Genomic DNA, 16,590 nt, shown 5'->3' on the forward strand with positions numbered 1-16,590 from the left:
GCGCGCCCTATTCATTCACCCAATCGACGCTTCATCCTGCGCCAGAGTTGAGCGCCGCCCCAGCGGTTCCGCACGGTCCAACATTCTTGGCACAAGTTGGCGCGAAGCCTCCTCTTCCGGTCTGGCGGTCTGACGGCGCTCCCCAAGCTGGCTAGTCTAAATGATAGGGATTCGGTGCCGACACCACTCGTCCCAAATACGTCGCGGCGAGGTTTGTCTGCAACCCGGCAATCACACGCCGCCCCGCCGTGGTAATGAAGACGTCTCTGTCGAGTCCGACGGAATATGATGCGCATGGAACCGCTGGTAGAAAAGGTGACCAGCGACAGGTGGTTCGAAGCCCGCGTCTTGCCGCAGCTGCACGTTCTACTCTGGGGTAACAAGAGGGTAGTGTATACCTTCTCCTAGCTTCGCCGCCAACTACTCGGTTTTCCGAATTGCTCTCTATATTCTTGAAGACGATGCGTTCGTTAAAGACATGTGCTGCGCACCTGGTGTAAAAGCTGCTCTCATCATGCAGAGGTCAAGCCAGTCGGGCTCATCCGAGGCTATGGCCGTGAGCACTGTTCAGTTCGGCAGAGAGGGCGCTTTTGTACACACTTTGCGATCGTGGCGGCCCCGTGGGCAGATCTGCAAGCTGCCGCGACACTAACCTCTCGAAGCCCGCCCGCCCGCCTTTCGTGCAGCTTCCTCTGAACAAAACCACCGCTCGCCCTTCAATAGGTTGATGCGTGTCTCCCAGTAAGATTCCTGTCCAAGAACGTGATAATCTTCTTGCCAGTGTTGTAGCTGATGTTGCCCTTGATGCCGCAGCCTACCGCGGCGGGACCAAACTCAATGGCAAGCAGGCCGGCTAGGATCGTGCAGCCAGTCGCGAGCCTCGCCCACAACGGGGTCTCACGCGCATGAGGGCGCCGACCATGGGTTCGGCGGTTCATACGCGTATAACACGTATCTTTCTGAAAAAATCAATGCTCTCGGCTAAGCTACTGAATTATTTGGCTTCCATATAGCGCGTCGGCGGAACCAACTTGTAGACGGGCTATGAAAGGTTAAGCGCGGATGTCTATCGGCCGCCGGCGTTCCCGCTCTGTAAGCCTGCCTGAACTACCCGCGCCGCGGTCAAGCCCCAGGCTCCTGCTCATCCAGCGACCGCCCGATCAATGGCAGGCTGGAAAGACAAGAGCCGATGTCTTCCGATGGTCTCGCCATCAGCTTTGGGCTAACTTCCCCATTCTCCCGCTTCGAGCTCGACACACGGCGGTTTGGATGGCGCACGACAATCTGTGTCGGCTTTGTCGTGTCCGTGACAGACGCCTGAAAGGCCCGTTCGCGCGTTTTGCCGCCGTCTAAGCGGCTGGAATTTAATGACAAAGTTTCTTCTGGGATCGGCCGATCACGCTGGTACGCTTTTTGCGATGCTTGGTGTGAGGCGGCACGAGCTGCCTATCGGCACTTGTGTCGCGGGCAGTCGCGATAATTAGAACGAAGGAAGGAAAGCTATTATGTCAGGTCTGCGTCAGATCGCCTTTTACGGAAAAGGCGGCATCGGCAAGTCCACCACGTCCCAAAATACGCTCGCTGCCCTTGTCGACCTCGGGCAGAGAATCCTCATCGTAGGATGCGACCCCAAAGCCGATTCCACACGCTTGATCCTGAATTCGAAAGCTCAGGATACCGTCCTGGATCTCGCCGCACAGGAAGGCTCGGTGGAAGACCTCGAACTCCAGGACGTGCTCAAGGTGGGCTACAGAGGCATCAAGTGCGTGGAGTCCGGCGGCCCCGAGCCGGGTGTCGGTTGCGCCGGCCGCGGCGTCATCACCTCGATCAATTTCCTCGAGGAGAATGGCGCTTATGACGATGTCGATTATGTCTCCTATGACGTCCTCGGCGACGTGGTATGCGGCGGCTTCGCCATGCCGATCCGCGAAGGCAAGGCCCAGGAGATCTATATCGTCATGTCCGGCGAGATGATGGCGCTCTATGCCGCCAACAACATCGCCAAGGGCATCCTCAAATATGCCCATTCGGGCGGTGTGCGGCTGGGCGGGCTGATCTGCAATGAACGTCAAACCGACCGCGAACTCGATCTGGCCGAAGCACTGGCTGGCCGATTGAATTCCAAGCTCATCCACTTCGTGCCCCGCGACAACATCGTCCAACATGCCGAACTCAGGAAGATGTCGGTGATCCAGTACGCGCCGGACTCAAAGCAGGCAGGGGAATACCGCGCTCTGGCCGAGAAGATCCACGCCAATTCGGGCCAGGGTACGATCCCGACGCCGATCACCATGGAGGAGCTGGAGGAGATGCTGCTCGACTTCGGCATCATGAAGACCGACGAGCAGATGCTTGCCGAGCTTCACTCCAAGGAAGCGGCGAAGGCGGCGGCCCAGTAGTGACATTAGCGCTGCCATGAATCGGCGCGCCTTGCAGAGAACGGCGCCTATTCTTTGAGGCGTCACCCAACCTTGAAAGGGGGACTCATGAGCCGGGAATACGAGAATGACGGTGCTCTTCATGCGAAGCTTATCGAAGAGGTGCTGTCGCATTATCCCGACAAGGCGGCGAAGCGCCGCAAGAAGCACCTCAACGTCGCAAAGAGCGGCAACGAGGCTGGCGGGGAAAGCGAGGTCCTTTCCGAATGCGACGTCAAATCGAACATCAAGTCCATTCCGGGGGTGATGACGATTCGCGGCTGTGCATATGCTGGTTCGAAAGGCGTGGTGTGGGGGCCAGTCAAGGATATGGTCCATATCTCGCACGGCCCGGTCGGCTGCGGCCAATATTCTTGGTCGCAGCGCCGCAACTACTACGTCGGTACAACGGGCGTCGACACGTTCGGGACAATGCAGTTCACCTCCGATTTCCAGGAGAAGGACATCGTCTTCGGCGGCGACAAGAAGCTGGAACAGATCATTGACGAGATTGAAGTCTTGTTTCCGCTCAACAACGGCATCACCGTGCAGTCCGAATGCCCTATCGGCCTGATTGGCGATGACACCGAGGCCGTTTCTCGCAAAAAGACCAAGGAGTATGACAAGACGATCGTGCCGGTACGCTGCGAGGGCTTCCGCGGCGTCTCGCAGTCGCTTGGCCACCACATCGCCAATGATGCAATCCGGGATTGGGTCTTCGACAAAAAGGATGTCAAGTTCGAGGCCGGCCCCTACGACGTCAACGTCATCGGCGACTACAATATCGGCGGCGATGCCTGGGCCTCGCGCATACTGCTTGAGGAGATAGGGCTGCGCGTGGTTGGCAACTGGTCGGGTGACGCCACACTCGCAGAGATCGAGCGCGCCCCGAAGGCTAAGCTCAATCTTATCCACTGCTACCGGTCGATGAATTACATCTGTCGGCATATGGAGGAAAAGTATGGCGTCGCCTGGATGGAGTACAATTTCTTCGGTCCCTCCCAGATCGAAGCCTCTCTGCGCAACATAGCCAAGCATTTTGGGCCGGAAATCGAGGAGAAGACCGAAAAGGTCATTGCCAAGTACAGGCCGCTTGTTGATGCGGTCATCGCCAAGTACCTGTCGCGCCTGGAAGGAAATACCGTGATGCTCTATGTCGGCGGCCTGCGCCCCCGCCACGTCGTCACGGCCTACGAGGACCTCGGCATGGTCATCGTGGGCACCGGCTATGAATTCGCCCACAGCGACGACTATCAGCGCACCGGCCACTACGTGAAGAACGGCACGCTGATCTACGATGACGTGACCGGCTATGAGTTGGAGAAATTCATCGAAGGGATTCGCCCAAATCTGGTCGGCTCGGGAATCAAAGAAAAATACCCGGTGCAGAAGATGGGCATACCGTTCCGCCAGATGCATTCCTGGGATTATTCAGGCCCGTATCACGGCTACGACGGCTTTGCCATTTTCGCACGTGATGTGGATCTCGCCATTAACAACCCGGTCTGGGACCTATTCCACGCGCCTTGGAAAAGAAGCCGGGGCGATGAGCGGGCGATGGCTGCCGAATAAACATTTGCTTCAGCCCCAGTCTCCCACTGAGACGGTGAACTCCCGCGGCCTCTGATCCGCCGGAGCCTGGAACGTCTTGACGTCCTGAGCTGCCGTCCCGCGCAGCCAGATGCAAAAGAGGTAATCATCATGCCGCAGTCGGCTGAAAAAATTCTCGATCACGCTCCCCTGTTCCGCGAGCCGGAATACAGAAAGATGCTCGCTGAGAAGAAGCTAAACTTCGAATGTCCGCACCCCGATGAAATCGTTTCCGATCAGCGCGATTTCACCCAGACGTGGGAATACCGCGAAAAGAACCTCGCCCGCAAAGCGCTTGTCGTGAACCCGGCCAAGGCCTGCCAGCCGCTGGGTGCGGTATTCGCTGCCGCCGGCTTCGAGCGAACCATGTCCTTCGTCCACGGCAGCCAAGGTTGCGTCGCCTATTACCGCTCGCACCTGTCGCGCCATTTCAAGGAGCCTGCCGCGGCGGTCTCCTCCTCAATGACCGAGGATGCGGCGGTGTTTGGCGGCCTGAAGAACATGGTCGACGGGCTCGCCAACACCTACCAGCTCTACGACCCCAAGATGATTGCCGTGTCGACGACCTGTATGGCAGAGGTCATTGGCGACGACCTGCACAGCTTCATCCAGAACGCCAAGGACGAAGATTCAGTCCCGCGCGACTTCGACGTGCCCTTTGCCCACACCCCGGCCTTCGTTGGCAGTCATGTCGACGGCTATGACAACATGGTCAAAGGCATTTTGGAGCACTTCTGGAAAGGTCAGGAGCGTACGCAAATCGAAGGAACCATCAACATCATTCCGGGCTTCGACGGCTTCTGCGTCGGCAACAACCGGGAGCTCAAGCGCCTGCTCGATGTAATGGGCGTGTCCTATACATTGATCCAGGATGCCTCTGACCAGTTCGATACGCCTTCGGACGGTGAATACCGCATGTATGACGGGGGCACGAAGATCAACGAGGTGAAGAAGGCCCTCAACGCCGAGGCAACGCTTTCGCTGCAGCATCACAACACCCGAAAGACACTGGGCTATTGCGAGGAGGTCGGGCAGGCGACGGCCTCGTTCCACTATCCGCTCGGCGTTCAGGCGACGGACGAATTCCTGATGGAGGTCGCGGCGATTTCCGGCAAGGAGATTCCCGAGGCAATTCGCCTCGAGCGCGGCCGACTGGTAGACGCCATGGCGGACAGCCAATCCTGGCTGCATGGTAAGAAATACGCCATCTACGGTGATCCCGACTTCGTTCACGCAATGGCCCGCTTTGTCATGGAGACCGGCGGCGAGCCAACCCATTGCCTCGCCACCAATGGCACCTCGGCATGGGAAGCCGATTTGAAGAAGCTGCTAGCATCCTCGCCTTTCGGCAAGGCTGCCCAGGTTTGGGCGGGCAAGGACCTGTGGGCGCTGCGCTCGCTGCTCTTTACCGAGCCGGTGGACCTTTTGATCGGCAATTCCTACGGCAAGTACCTGGAGCGCGACACCGGAACGCCGCTGATCCGGCTGATGTTTCCGATCTTCGATCGGCACCATCATCACCGCTTTGCGCTCTTTGGCTACCAGGGCGCGTTGCGCGTGCTGACGACGATCCTCGACAAGATCTTCGACAAACTCGATCGCGAGACGAGCGAGACGGGTGTGACGGATTATTCCTATGACCTCACGCGCTAAGAGCCGTGGCCGGCTTTTCGCCGAGGCCATTCCTTGCCCAATGGACTGGGGAGGCTGAGCGATGTCCTCCCTCAGCGCCAAAATCAAGGACGCCTTCGATGAGCCCGCCTGCGATAAGAACCGTGGCAAAGATGCCAAGGCGCGCAAGGAGGGCTGCTCGAAGTCGCTGACACCAGGGGCGGCAGCCGGCGGCTGCGCCTTTGACGGAGCCAAGATCGTCCTGCAGCCGATCACCGACGTTGCGCATCTGGTCCATGCGCCGCTCGCCTGCGAGGGCAATTCTTGGGACAACCGTGGTGCGGTTTCGTCAGGGCCGACCTTGTGGCGGACAAGCTTCACGACCGACCTCACCGAACTCGACCTGGTGATGGGGCAGGGCGAGCGGAAACTCTTCAAGGCGATCCGCGAGATCAAGCACACATACGCGCCGCCGGCGATCTTCGTTTACTCAACTTGCGTAACGGCGCTGATCGGTGACGACATCGAGGCCGTGTGCAAACGCGCCACGGAAAAGTTCGGTTTGGCCGTGGTGCCGATCAATGCGCCTGGCCTGGCAGGCTCCAAGAACCTCGGCAACAAGCTCGCCGCCGAGGCGTTGCTCGATCATGTCATCGGCACGGTCGAACCCGACGACCCCGGGCCCTACGACATCAACATCCTTGGCGAATTCAACCTCTCGGGCGAATTCTGGCTTGTAAAGCCGCTCCTCGATCGGCTCGGCATCCGGGTGCGCGCCTGCATTCCCGGCGATGCGCGTTACCGCGACATTGCTTCCGCGCACCGCGCCCGGGCGGCAATGATCGTGTGCTCGACCGCGCTGATCAGTCTTGCCCGCAAGATGGAGGAGCGCTGGGACATCCCGTTCTTCGAGGGCTCCTTCTATGGCATCTCCGACACATCGCAAGCTCTTCGCAACCTTGTCAGGCTGCTGGTGAGGAAGGGCGCCGATCCGGAGATCCTCGAGCGCACGGAGACGCTGATCGCGCAGCAGGAGGCGATCGCGTGGAAGAAACTCGAATCCTACCGGCAAAGGCTCCAAGGCAAGCGCGTGCTGCTCAACACAGGCGGTGTGAAGTCCTGGTCGGTTGTCCGTGCGCTGATGGAGATCGGAATCGAGATCGTCGGCACCTCGGTCAAGAAATCTACGGTGCAGGACAAGGAGCGCATCAAACAAGTTCTCAAGCACGACAAGCATATGTTCGAATACATGGCTGCGCGCGAGCTGTACGCCATGCTCTCTGAACACAGGGCCGATATCATGCTGTCGGGCGGTCGCACGCAATTCATTGCGCTCAAGGCCAAGACGCCCTGGCTCGATATCAACCAGGAGCGCCAGCACCCTTATGCCGGCTATGCCGGCATGGTGGAACTCGTACGCCAGATCGACCTCGCCATTCACAATCCGGTCTGGTCTCAGGTGCGCCAGCCGGCCCCGTGGGATTGCCAGCCTGATCTAAAAGACGAACTGCCATGCACGAAGAAGGAGTCCGGGCACCTGTTCGATGAATTCGCCGGCGCGACGGCACACGAGTTCAGCGAGTGTTGAGGCGACCGATGGCCCGCATCCTTCCCCAGACCAAATCCGCGGCGGTGAACCCGCTGAAGTCGTCGCAGCCGCTGGGTGCCGCCTTTGCCTTTCTTGGGGTCGACGGCGCGATGCCGCTGTTCCACGGCAGCCAGGGATGCACAAGCTTCGCGCTCGTGCTCTTCGTACGGCACTTCAAAGAAACGATTCCATTGCAGACAACAGCGATGGATGAGGTGGCGACCATCCTCGGCGCTGCCGACCATCTTGAAGAAGCCATCCTCAACCTCAAGAACCGCACGAAGCCAAAGCTGATCGGGGTGTGCACGACCGCGCTGGTGGAGACGCGTGGCGAAGATTGCGCGAGTGATATTGCGAACATCAAGCTGAAGCACACGCAAGAGCTTGCGGGTACGGAGGTCGTGCTGGCCAACACGCCGGATTTTGACGGCGCGATCGAAGAGGGCTGGGCCAAGGCAGTCACCGCAATGATCAAAGGGATTACAGGCTCGGGCGAACGTGCGCGGCAGCCGAAGAAGATCGCGATCCTGCCCGGATGCAACCTCACTGTCGCCGACATCGAGCATATGCGTGACATGGTTGAAAGCTTTGGGCTCAAGCCGGTTATTCTGCCCGACATTTCAGGCTCGCTCGACGGTACGGTTCCTGACCGCTGGGTAGCGACCACATACGGCGGCACCAGCGTCGAAGACATTCGCGAGTTGGGCACGGCCATGCAATGCATCGCCATCGGTGAGCACATGCGCCGCCCGGCGAAAGCGCTGCACGGGTTGACCGGCGTGCCTTACGTGTTGTTCCAGTCACTGACTGGGCTGCAGGACACGGACCGCTTCGTGTCGCTGCTGTCTGCGATTTCGGGCGCGGCGGTACCGGCCCGCGTGCGCCGGCGCCGGGCGCAATTGCAGGACGCGATGCTCGACGGACATTTCCATTTCGGCGGCAAGAAAATTGCCATCGCTGCCGAACCAGACCAGCTGTTCCAACTTGCGACCTTCTTTGCTGGCCTCGGCTCCGAGATAGCCGCGGCCGTCACAACGACCGACAGGTCTAAAATTCTCGAGAAAGTCCCGGCGGTTTCGGTTCAGATCGGCGATCTCGGCGATCTGGAAAGTCTTGCCGTCGGTGCTGACCTGCTTGTCACGCATTCGCACGGGCGCCAAGCATCGGAGCGGCTCCGAATTCCGCTCATGCGCATCGGGTTCCCGGTCTTCGATCGACTAGGCAGCCAGCACAAGCTCGCAATTCTCTATCAGGGCACCCGCGACATGATCTTCGAGGTCGCCAGCATCTTCCAGGCCAACCAACACGCGCCCACTCCTGAGGCGCTTGATCCACTCCGTAATCGAGAAATATCACGATGAACGCTGTTCGCCGCCTCTCGCTGGTCAGTAGTGAGGTTTTCGCCCCGATGCCTGAACGACGTAAGGGCGCATTGCGCGTTGCGATCGCCACTCAGGACATGCAGGACCTCAACGCCCATTTCGGGTCGGCCAGGCGCTTTGCTGTCTACGACGTGACGCGCGAGGAATGGAATCTCGTAGAAGCCGTGGCCTTCGATGACGTGTCCGATGAAAGCGGGGAGCATCGGGCCGAGCGCGATGATCGCATCACGCCAAAGGTGGATGCGCTCAAGGGCTGTCAGATCCTGTTTTGTCTGGCAATTGGCGGCCCTTCGGCAGCCAAGCTTGTCGCGGCAAAAATCCACCCGATCAAAGTGGCGGAGCCCCAATCGATCCCACAGGTGCTCTTGCGCACGCAGATGATGCTCAGGACGTGTCCTCCGCCTTGGCTGCGCAAGGTGCTGGCGCGAGCGGGCATTGCCGAAAAGAAACCGTCCTTCGAGGACGAGGACTGAAAAGAGGAGGACGCCAATGCCTGACCCCGCAATCCCCCCAGCTGTCGCCGAAGACGAGGCGGCTCTTTGCACCCCGTTCGTCAAATGCCTCGTGCGGCTGATCCGTTCTCAGGATTCCTATGGCTCGTGGGAACGCAAAGCGGACGCTGAGCTGCTGGGCGACTTCATCATTACCAAGGAACAGCGCCGAGGGATCCCAATCATCGGAGATCCCGATCCCGACGTGCTGTGGAGGCTCGACAAGTACTACGCCGCCATCGGGCTTGCGATCGAGGAGCGCTGCGGCCTTATGGCATCGCCGATGATCCAGGTGAGCCATGAGGGTTTTGGTCGGGTGCTTTTCACGACCGGACGGCTGGTCGTTTTGTCCAAAACGCTGCGCGATGTCCACCGGTTTGGCTTCGAGACGCTCCTGAAGCTCGCCACGGCCGGTACGAAGCTGGTCGACGATGCGATTTCAGTCATCGAAACCTTTCCCCACGTGGCGCTGGCATGATGGGCGCGATTTTCGAGAAAGGCCATCATGACGGACCCGAGAAACTATGTTGGCCAGTCCCCTCGATCCAGGGACTCGAGGCCGACCAGGTTGTTGGGGTATCGCCGATGAAGAAGCCGCTGGTCCTGATCTGCTCGCAAGATGCCGAGTTCTATCTGCTCTACAGCCACATACTGGAGGTTGACGGTTTCAGCAGTGAGACGGCAGACGGCGCGAAGGCTGCGCTGGCCTTGGCCGAACAACGGGAGCTTCAGGCCGTAGTGCTGGATTGCGACCCAGCCAGCATAAACGGGTCCGCAATTTGCGCCCACCTCAAGCGGGAACCGCGCACCACCGACCTGCCTATCATCGCCCTGATCGCGCCTGGCGCCGAGCACCAGCACCTCGATCTCTTGAAGGCAGGCGTTGAGAGCTTTGTGCGGCCGGTGGCTCCGGCCAAGCTGCTCGACTGCCTGCGGGCGAGGCTCGGGCTGACCAAGCGTGGTCCGAACGGGGTTGAAAACGACAGTTGGATTTGTTGTGGAGGCCTGGAGATGAAGCTCGATGCCCATCGGGTTCGCGGTAATGGCCACGACATCCATCTCGGACGGATCGATTTCAACGTGCTGCGGCTTATGATTGAGGCCCCCGGCAAGGTCTTCAGCCGGGACGAGCTTATCGGGGCGGCCTGGCTGCCCAACATTCATGTCGGTGCACGCACCGTCGATGTCCATATCAGCCGAATCAGGAGGGCGCTGAAAACGGCCTTGCCCGGCAGCGTCATTCGCACCGTCAGGTCGGCCGGCTACTCGCTCGAGAAGCCGGACGACTGAAATCGGTGATCGAACGTGGTGCCGCTCTCTCTTCCTCCTGAGAGCGGTGTTGCCGCTTTGAGGCGCTCCTAACGAAGACCAGGAGAAGCAGGCAAATGGAATTTAAAAGCATATTCAGTGTGACGGGTGCTGATCATTCTGATGAGGACCTCACAACAGCTGCCGGACTGTGTGCCGAGGTCGGCGCGCACCTATCGGTACTCATTATACCGCCTCCATTGCTCTTGATGTCGTCTCCGCCCCCCGAATGGAATACAGGACGTGCACAGGCAATTGCAGTACCGAACTATCGATTTCAGCAAATCGAGAAATTTTCACAGGACGTGACCAGAATGGAAAGACGGTCCGCGGATATCCTCAAAAGGCTGAAAGCTATGTCGCTTTCCTGTGACGTTGACACCGACTATTGCGATCCGGCTAGCCTCGGTGAAGTGGCACGACAGCGGGCGCTCTGCGCTGACCTGACGATCGTTGGAGGAGACCTCCTCAACGATGAGACTCTCGGACCTCCTGTTGTCAACGGCTGCTTGTTCGATAGCGGAAAGCCGGTGCTCATCGTGCCGAAGGGCGTTAAGGCGACGCTGTCGCCTCGACGCGTGCTGGTCGGCTGGGATTCGCGTGTAGAGGCCTCGCGTGCGGTTCGGGAAGCTCTTAGTATCCTATCCGCTGCCAAGGAAGTCTGTGTCGCTATGGTCGATCCAAAGGCGCAAAACAACGGGAAAGGCGCGCAGTCTGGAGCTGACATCGCTGCCTATCTTACTCGGCACGGTGCTCGGGTCTCCGTTGACCTGCTTAAGAGCGCCGGCAAATCGGCGGGCACAGTGCTGACCCAGCACGCGAACGACATCTGTGCTGACATGATGGTTATGGGTGCTTATGGCAGCCGTGGGCTGCGTGAGCGGATTTTCGGCGGTCCGCCGAGCTGGAGCTTTGGGAAGACCACATTGCCGCTGTTTTTGGCTCGCTGATCAGCTCCGTAGGAACACCGATCAGGTCGTAGGACCGCCAACCAGTCCGAAGTCGTCGTCGGTTACCGGTCGGATTGCGGAGACATGGCTGGATCCGCGAACATCTTGCGACGCTTGTCAGAGCCAAACCGGACGCCTCGACTGCTTCACGACGCTCTCGTGAACCAACTCGTGCGAGATCGTCCGCAACGGGCAGTAAAGACGAACGGCTGCAGCAGACCGCAGCCAAGCCACAGGGCGGGTGTACCAGGAGACCCCGCCTCGTGCGCGAACCCTGTTGGAAGGCCCCTTATCAGTACCCGGACGCGCGTCAAATCGGCGGCTGTCCCTGTCAGCCTGCGGTGTGCAAGGGCCGCTGCCGCGGAGCTTCCCCTGCCCGATCGTCGGGCGTGCGACAATGTCGGATTCCAGACGAGCTGGAACTGCGCGAACTCGTTGGTTTGACAGGTCTTTATCCGGCACGCCGCATGCATGGGAGTCTCCGAAAGCATTAAGAGCCGTTATCCATGGTTACGCCCCTCGAAAGAAAGAGCCGCTTCCGTCGTGGCAGGGAAACAGCCACTCCTGGGGTGGAGGCCGGCGCTAGAAGCCGCCGTAAGATCCGGAAGAGCCGCGCGACAGCATCACACACTTTCCTTCTGCTCTTGGGTTCGGATCACGCCGCGCCGCTGTCGATGCCGCCGACATTGAGCCCAAGACCTGGAAGGCGGCACACGCTTTTGCTGTCCTCTCAGTCGGGACCGCGGCTCAAGCATGCCTGTGAGGTTCGCATTGCTCAATGCCCGGCAATCGACGTCAACATGCCGCTGAGTTGGAAAACACTCCTAGAGGAGTAAGGATAAGTGGACCTCTTTTGTATTGGTGTGGGTGCTGGACCATCTAATTTGAGCCTTGCGTGTCAGATACAGGAAGAGATTGCGCAAGGGGCACTGTTCCTGGACCGGGAGGTCGATTTCCGAGGACATCCAGGCAGCGCTTTCGATTGCGCGGAGCTCCAGGTCGGCCACTTCCAGGATCTGGTTACTCTGGTCAATCCGCGATCAGCCTACACATTCGTAAACTACCTCCACGAGAACGGGCGTCTTTACAATTTCCTCAATGCGCAATTTCACGGGGTGCTTAGAGCCGAGTTCGCCCAATATCTCAACTGGGCGTTCCAGAAGAATCCGCTTGTCCGTGGCGGCGAGGCCGTTCGCGAAATCCGCTTTGACGGCGAGTTTCGCGTGCGGACGGACAACGCGGTCCTTGATGCAAGAAACCTCGTCATCGACATAGGCAAGCAGGCGCAAATTCCGCCTCAGTTTCATGGCTGGACTGGACCCAACCTGTTCCACTCATCTGAGTTGGCCCACATCAATCCTGAGGTGCAAAAAAAGCATGTCTGCGTTGTTGGCGGCGGACAGTCGGGAGCCGAGCTGCTACTGCACCTTGTCGGCCGGCCGAAAGAACGGCGGCCCGCGGCGATCACATGGGTCTTGACGCGCGAGATGCCTTTCGACGACCACGCGTTCACAAACGGGCTGTTCACGCCATGCTTCTCGGATCGTTTTGCTGCGATGAGCGAGGTGCATCGACAGCTGTTCCTGCGGCGTTTCGCGCTTGCCTCCGAGGGCATTTCAGAAAGCAAGTTGCGCGCGGTCTATCAGGCGCTCTACCACCACGCCTTTCTCGAGCCACACCAATGCGAGATCACATTGCGGCCAAGTTGCAACGTGTCGCGCTGCATCAATGCCGGAGCAGGGCACAGGCTCACGCTGCAACGCGGCTTGGACAACATCGGAGAAGTAACCGCCGATATCGTCATCCTGGCCACCGGGTACGAGAAACCGCTGCCGGGTTTCCTAGAACCGATCGCAGATCGCCTCGAACAGATCGGCAATGAGCTCGCCATCGGCGAGGATTTTTCGGTGTACTGGGACGGACCGCGAGACCGACGCCTTTTCGTTCAGAACGCCTGCCTTGGACAGCGCGGGCTGGCTGATCCGAACTTTGGGCTGCTGGCCTGGCGAGCGCGCCGCATCCTTGACAGCCTTCTGCGGCGCGCGCCATGCGCCAATCCCGAGCATCTAGGGTTCATCAACCGTCCCTTGACGGAGTGCTGGCCCGACCTCGGAGTCGAACAAATGGGCAGCGGGATATGATTCGTCGATATTGATGATCGGCGGTGGCATTCAGGAAAGATTTCCGCCTCTGGCGGCAAAAGCGGGACGAGCAATATTCCTACGGCGTCAGATCGCTCTGCTCGCGCTTGAGCAAGGTAGCGTCGCGCGACTCCTGCTTGGCGTGAAACAGCAAAGGGCATTCAATCACGATGCAGCTTTACGTGCTGTCGGGCTCAACGCCACGTGGATCGAGCCCAACGCCGCCGTTGGCAACCGCGACGCGAATTATGACGCCGGGCCACATGCGGCGGTGGCTGCAAGGGTACCGAGCCTCTCCCGCACTTTCGACCCCATCGCCGAAGTGCGACTACTCCAGGACGCCGAAGCCGGTCTTATCGCCAGCGGGCCAGCCAAACTCTCACCTTCCTAAACGGCAGCCGCTAAGGTGAGCCGTCGAAAGCCGACATTCAGGTTAACGTCAGCTGGCCGTGTTAGGGCTCGCTTATTCAAGGCGGTACCGGCGCTTGCCGAAGCTAAGAAGGGTTGGCATGCCCTTTGCCGTGCTTGATGTGCGGCAACACGGTGAGAGCTCCGCTGAAGCAAGCGAGAGGGAGCAATGCCCTCGAGACCGTGTCCGATTTTGACTGGAAAATATTCCGCGACAAAAGAGACGAAAGGTGTGGAATGACTTTGGACACCAAGATGGAACTGCGTATGGGGTCCCCGGCTCCTGCGCTGAAAGTGGAGAACTGGCTGCGTGGCGAGCCCCTCACGAGCCTTCGGCCCGGCAAGGTCTACCTCGTTGAATTTTGGGCGACTTGGTGCCGACCATGTGTCCACGCCATGCCCCATTTGATCGAACTGCAGGAGAAATATAAAGACAGCGGATTTGAGATTATCGGAGTCGCAGCTTGCGAAAAGGCTGCAACCGCGGACGAAGCGCGGACCAACGTGGATGCCTGGCTGACCGAGAAGTTCCCGAATCTGAATTATCGGACAGCGTTCGATTGCACTGGCGAAATGAAAAAGCTCTGGCTGGAACCCAGCTCTTCGTTCGGGATTCCCACCTCGTTCGTGGTCGACCGCGACGGCCACATCGCTTATATCGGCCACCCGGCACCTCTCGATGACGTTTTGCCGAAAGTCCTTAACGGCAGCTGGCGCAGCAGCTATGAAGCGAAAGCCGTCGATGCAAAGCGAATCTCGCGTGTGCGCGAATCGTCGCTGAGTCAGCCGATATACGCCAAACTTGGGCCGGCGATGCAGGACGAGGATTGGGCAGCGGCACTATTGGCCATCGAAGAAGGCCTCGCCGTGATGCCAGACTCTTTTGATTTTCGGCGGGTTCATGCGGATATTCTGCTTCACAAGCTGCGCGACATCAAAACCGGCTTGCCGCTTATGCGCGAATTGGTCGAGGACGCGATCAACAAAAAGTTCGAAGCGATGTCTTGGGTGGTGATGGCGCTGAACCAACTCTTCCATCCCACGATCGACAACTCCCATCTTCCGCATGATGATCGCTTTGCGATGGGCAAGGAGCTCTCCGAACAGATCCTGGAACTTAATCCTCCGCAAGGCGATGGAGACTTTAAATTCGGGTGTTACTTTCCGGTCGCTCAGTATTATTACGAGAGCGGCAACAAGGACCGGGCGATCGAGTTGATCGAGGTGGCAATCAAATCGCTGGACCATTCGGAGCCAGTGCCGGACCAAACCAAACAGCGCTACCTCACCTCGTTGCTCCAAGCCCTGGCCAACTACACGGGTGAGCCTGCCTGTCACGCGGATCTTTGTGTGGCTCCGCAAAAGAAGGCACCCGAAACTCAAAACGAAGTCACTTCCTGAGCAAGAATCGCGAAGGGACTGACAATTGGAATTGAACACTGGCCAATCCGCCCGCCCAGGCGCACTTCGCAGCAATAACGTCGATGCCGCAAAAGTGCGCGGCTTGCGGCAGGTGGAATTTCCATTGCGTTTACCTCGGGTCGAACCGCGGCGCAGGCGTTCGCGCCGCGGTGAAAGGTCTCGCATTGGTGGACGTGCTCGAGGTCGGCCACGGGACACTGTTGCGTGGGATCGGCTCGCCCAAGCCATTCCCCGCCCACGCAAGCGCCCGAACCACACATCGCAGAAAAAGAGATCGTCCTTCAAGAGGAGTACTGAAATTGGGGAAAAGCGAAATTCCTCATGAACCGGTTGGCCCTGCTGTCCACGGGGACGACGAGGCCCTTGCTTCCCCGTTCGTCAAATGCCTCCTGCGGCTCATTCGTACTCAGGATTCCTTCGGCTTATGGGAAGGCCATTCGGATGCCGAGCTGCTGGCCGAGTTCATCATCACCAAGCAACAGCAACGTGCGGTACCCTTTGGCGGCGATCCCGATCCTGACGCGCTGTGGAGGCTCGACATGTTTTACACCGCCGTAGCGCTTGCGATCGAGGAGCGCTCCGGCGTGTCGACGTCGCCAATAATTGGAATGAAGCCCCTGCGGGTTTCCAGCGGTTGGGCGTTCTGTCGAGACGTCCACCGGTTCGGCTTCGAGACTTTCCGCAAACTTGCTGAGGCCGGTACGAAACTGGTCGACGATGCGACTGCAGCCATTGAAGCCTAGCCCGAGATGGAGCGCATCAAGAAACCATTGTTCCAGGAAGGATCTATGTCAGACCTAGATAAGATGAGGAAGAAAGTCTGAAAGCTCCAGTTGCGTGCAGCTATTGCCAAGATGGCATTGCAGGACCTCGTCGAGGGTCTGCCGGGCAAGTGGGCCGACATACAGGAAGTCGCCGAGAAAACCCAAGCCGTTTATGCCGAGTTGGATGTTGCCAAGAGAGAACTCGCTTCAATGAAGAATTTAGGATGATGCGCACATTCACCACCCGTGACGGCTCCATTTGGATGCCGTCGTACCTGACCTCCATCGATAGCAAGACCTGCATCGGCTGCTGCCGTTGTTTCAAGGTCTGCTCGCGCGATGTGATGCATCTTCACGGCGTTGATGATGCGGGTGAAATCCTCGGCCCCTGCGATGACGAGGACGACGATTTCGACGGCAAGCTCAATCGCATGATCATGGTTGTCGATGATGCCGGCCGCTGCATAGGCTGCGGAGCCTGCGGCCGCGTCTGCCCCAAGAACTGCCAGACGCATGTT

Annotated in this window: 15 protein-coding genes and 1 pseudogene; all 16 read left to right on the forward strand. The window is 59.1% G+C overall.

Annotated elements, in window-relative coordinates; genetic code table 11:
* Positions 1 to 211: 211 nt before the first annotated feature.
* Positions 212 to 408: pseudogene (locus tag EN964_RS38380) on the forward strand (7-carboxy-7-deazaguanine synthase QueE); the annotation flags it as partial.
* 1,097 nt (positions 409 to 1,505) lie between these two features.
* The gene (nifH, locus tag EN964_RS06150; protein WP_024505261.1) at positions 1,506 to 2,399 is read left to right on the forward strand and encodes a nitrogenase iron protein; all 894 of its coding nucleotides are present in this window, start codon (positions 1,506 to 1,508) and stop codon (positions 2,397 to 2,399) included.
* 87 nt (positions 2,400 to 2,486) lie between these two features.
* Positions 2,487 to 3,989, forward strand: coding sequence for a nitrogenase molybdenum-iron protein alpha chain (gene nifD, locus EN964_RS06155; protein WP_024505262.1), 1,503 nt, complete (start codon positions 2,487 to 2,489; stop codon positions 3,987 to 3,989).
* A 129-nt stretch (positions 3,990 to 4,118) separates the two neighbouring features.
* Entirely contained in the window at positions 4,119 to 5,660 is a 1,542-nt protein-coding gene (nifK, locus tag EN964_RS06160) for a nitrogenase molybdenum-iron protein subunit beta (protein ID WP_024505263.1), read from the forward strand.
* A gap of 61 nt (positions 5,661 to 5,721) precedes the next feature.
* Positions 5,722 to 7,206 (forward strand): nitrogenase iron-molybdenum cofactor biosynthesis protein NifE, encoded by a 1,485-nt coding sequence (nifE, locus tag EN964_RS06165; RefSeq protein ID WP_024505264.1) that lies wholly within the window; start codon positions 5,722 to 5,724, stop codon positions 7,204 to 7,206.
* An 8-nt stretch (positions 7,207 to 7,214) separates the two neighbouring features.
* Positions 7,215 to 8,567: a nitrogenase iron-molybdenum cofactor biosynthesis protein NifN gene (gene nifN / locus EN964_RS06170; RefSeq protein ID WP_024505265.1), complete on the forward strand. Its 1,353-nt coding sequence runs from the start codon at positions 7,215 to 7,217 to the stop codon at positions 8,565 to 8,567.
* Positions 8,564 to 9,061, forward strand: coding sequence for a nitrogen fixation protein NifX (gene nifX / locus EN964_RS06175; protein WP_063169371.1), 498 nt, complete (start codon positions 8,564 to 8,566; stop codon positions 9,059 to 9,061). The genes nifN and nifX overlap by 4 nt, the downstream gene beginning before the upstream one ends.
* A gap of 16 nt (positions 9,062 to 9,077) precedes the next feature.
* Positions 9,078 to 9,557 carry a NifX-associated nitrogen fixation protein gene (locus EN964_RS06180; protein ID WP_024505267.1) on the forward strand — a complete coding sequence of 160 codons (480 nt, stop codon included), beginning with the start codon at positions 9,078 to 9,080 and terminating at the stop codon, positions 9,555 to 9,557.
* Positions 9,554 to 10,369, forward strand: a complete 816-nt coding sequence (locus tag EN964_RS06185) for a response regulator transcription factor (protein WP_063169370.1) — start codon at positions 9,554 to 9,556, stop codon at positions 10,367 to 10,369. Before EN964_RS06180 ends, EN964_RS06185 begins: the two co-directional genes overlap by 4 nt.
* 95 nt (positions 10,370 to 10,464) lie before the next feature.
* On the forward strand, positions 10,465 to 11,337 hold the full coding sequence (locus EN964_RS06190) for a universal stress protein (RefSeq protein WP_063169369.1): 873 nt from the start codon (positions 10,465 to 10,467) through the stop codon (positions 11,335 to 11,337).
* 842 nt (positions 11,338 to 12,179) lie between these two features.
* A complete protein-coding gene (locus EN964_RS06195) occupies positions 12,180 to 13,478 on the forward strand; it encodes a lysine N(6)-hydroxylase/L-ornithine N(5)-oxygenase family protein (RefSeq protein WP_063169368.1) in 1,299 nt (432 codons plus the stop codon).
* Positions 13,479 to 13,491: 13 nt separating this feature from the next.
* Positions 13,492 to 13,869 (forward strand): hypothetical protein, encoded by a 378-nt coding sequence (locus EN964_RS06200; RefSeq protein WP_024505270.1) that lies wholly within the window; start codon positions 13,492 to 13,494, stop codon positions 13,867 to 13,869.
* A 272-nt stretch (positions 13,870 to 14,141) separates the two neighbouring features.
* Positions 14,142 to 15,287: a TlpA disulfide reductase family protein gene (locus EN964_RS06205; protein WP_127276251.1), complete on the forward strand. Its 1,146-nt coding sequence runs from the start codon at positions 14,142 to 14,144 to the stop codon at positions 15,285 to 15,287.
* Positions 15,288 to 15,607: 320 nt separating this feature from the next.
* Entirely contained in the window at positions 15,608 to 16,051 is a 444-nt protein-coding gene (locus EN964_RS06210) for a DUF269 domain-containing protein (protein WP_245456756.1), read from the forward strand.
* A gap of 111 nt (positions 16,052 to 16,162) precedes the next feature.
* Positions 16,163 to 16,300: a CCE_0567 family metalloprotein gene (locus tag EN964_RS06215; RefSeq protein WP_373565054.1), complete on the forward strand. Its 138-nt coding sequence runs from the start codon at positions 16,163 to 16,165 to the stop codon at positions 16,298 to 16,300.
* On the forward strand, positions 16,297 to 16,590 hold a 294-nt coding region (fdxB, locus tag EN964_RS06220; RefSeq protein WP_206518522.1), incomplete at its 3' end, for a ferredoxin III, nif-specific. The genes EN964_RS06215 and fdxB, both read left to right, overlap by 4 nt.

The sequence above is a fragment of the Mesorhizobium sp. M7A.F.Ca.CA.001.10.2.1 genome (assembly GCF_003998575.1).
Lineage (GTDB): Bacteria > Pseudomonadota > Alphaproteobacteria > Rhizobiales > Rhizobiaceae > Mesorhizobium.

What these genes read in the sequence shown, in the direction of transcription:
- nifH (WP_024505261.1), top strand. Translation starts at nt 1,506, where the DNA reads ATGTCAGGTCTGCGTCAGATCGCCTTTTACGGAAAAGGCGGCATCGGC.
- nifD (WP_024505262.1), top strand. Translation starts at nt 2,487, where the DNA reads ATGAGCCGGGAATACGAGAATGACGGTGCTCTTCATGCGAAGCTTATC.
- nifK (WP_024505263.1), top strand. Translation starts at nt 4,119, where the DNA reads ATGCCGCAGTCGGCTGAAAAAATTCTCGATCACGCTCCCCTGTTCCGC.
- nifE (WP_024505264.1), top strand. Translation starts at nt 5,722, where the DNA reads ATGTCCTCCCTCAGCGCCAAAATCAAGGACGCCTTCGATGAGCCCGCC.
- nifN (WP_024505265.1), top strand. Translation starts at nt 7,215, where the DNA reads ATGGCCCGCATCCTTCCCCAGACCAAATCCGCGGCGGTGAACCCGCTG.
- nifX (WP_063169371.1), top strand. Translation starts at nt 8,564, where the DNA reads ATGAACGCTGTTCGCCGCCTCTCGCTGGTCAGTAGTGAGGTTTTCGCC.
- EN964_RS06180 (WP_024505267.1), top strand. Translation starts at nt 9,078, where the DNA reads ATGCCTGACCCCGCAATCCCCCCAGCTGTCGCCGAAGACGAGGCGGCT.
- EN964_RS06185 (WP_063169370.1), top strand. Translation starts at nt 9,554, where the DNA reads ATGATGGGCGCGATTTTCGAGAAAGGCCATCATGACGGACCCGAGAAA.
- EN964_RS06190 (WP_063169369.1), top strand. Translation starts at nt 10,465, where the DNA reads ATGGAATTTAAAAGCATATTCAGTGTGACGGGTGCTGATCATTCTGAT.
- EN964_RS06200 (WP_024505270.1), top strand. Translation starts at nt 13,492, where the DNA reads ATGATCGGCGGTGGCATTCAGGAAAGATTTCCGCCTCTGGCGGCAAAA.
- EN964_RS06205 (WP_127276251.1), top strand. Translation starts at nt 14,142, where the DNA reads ATGGAACTGCGTATGGGGTCCCCGGCTCCTGCGCTGAAAGTGGAGAAC.
- EN964_RS06215 (WP_373565054.1), top strand. Translation starts at nt 16,163, where the DNA reads ATGGCATTGCAGGACCTCGTCGAGGGTCTGCCGGGCAAGTGGGCCGAC.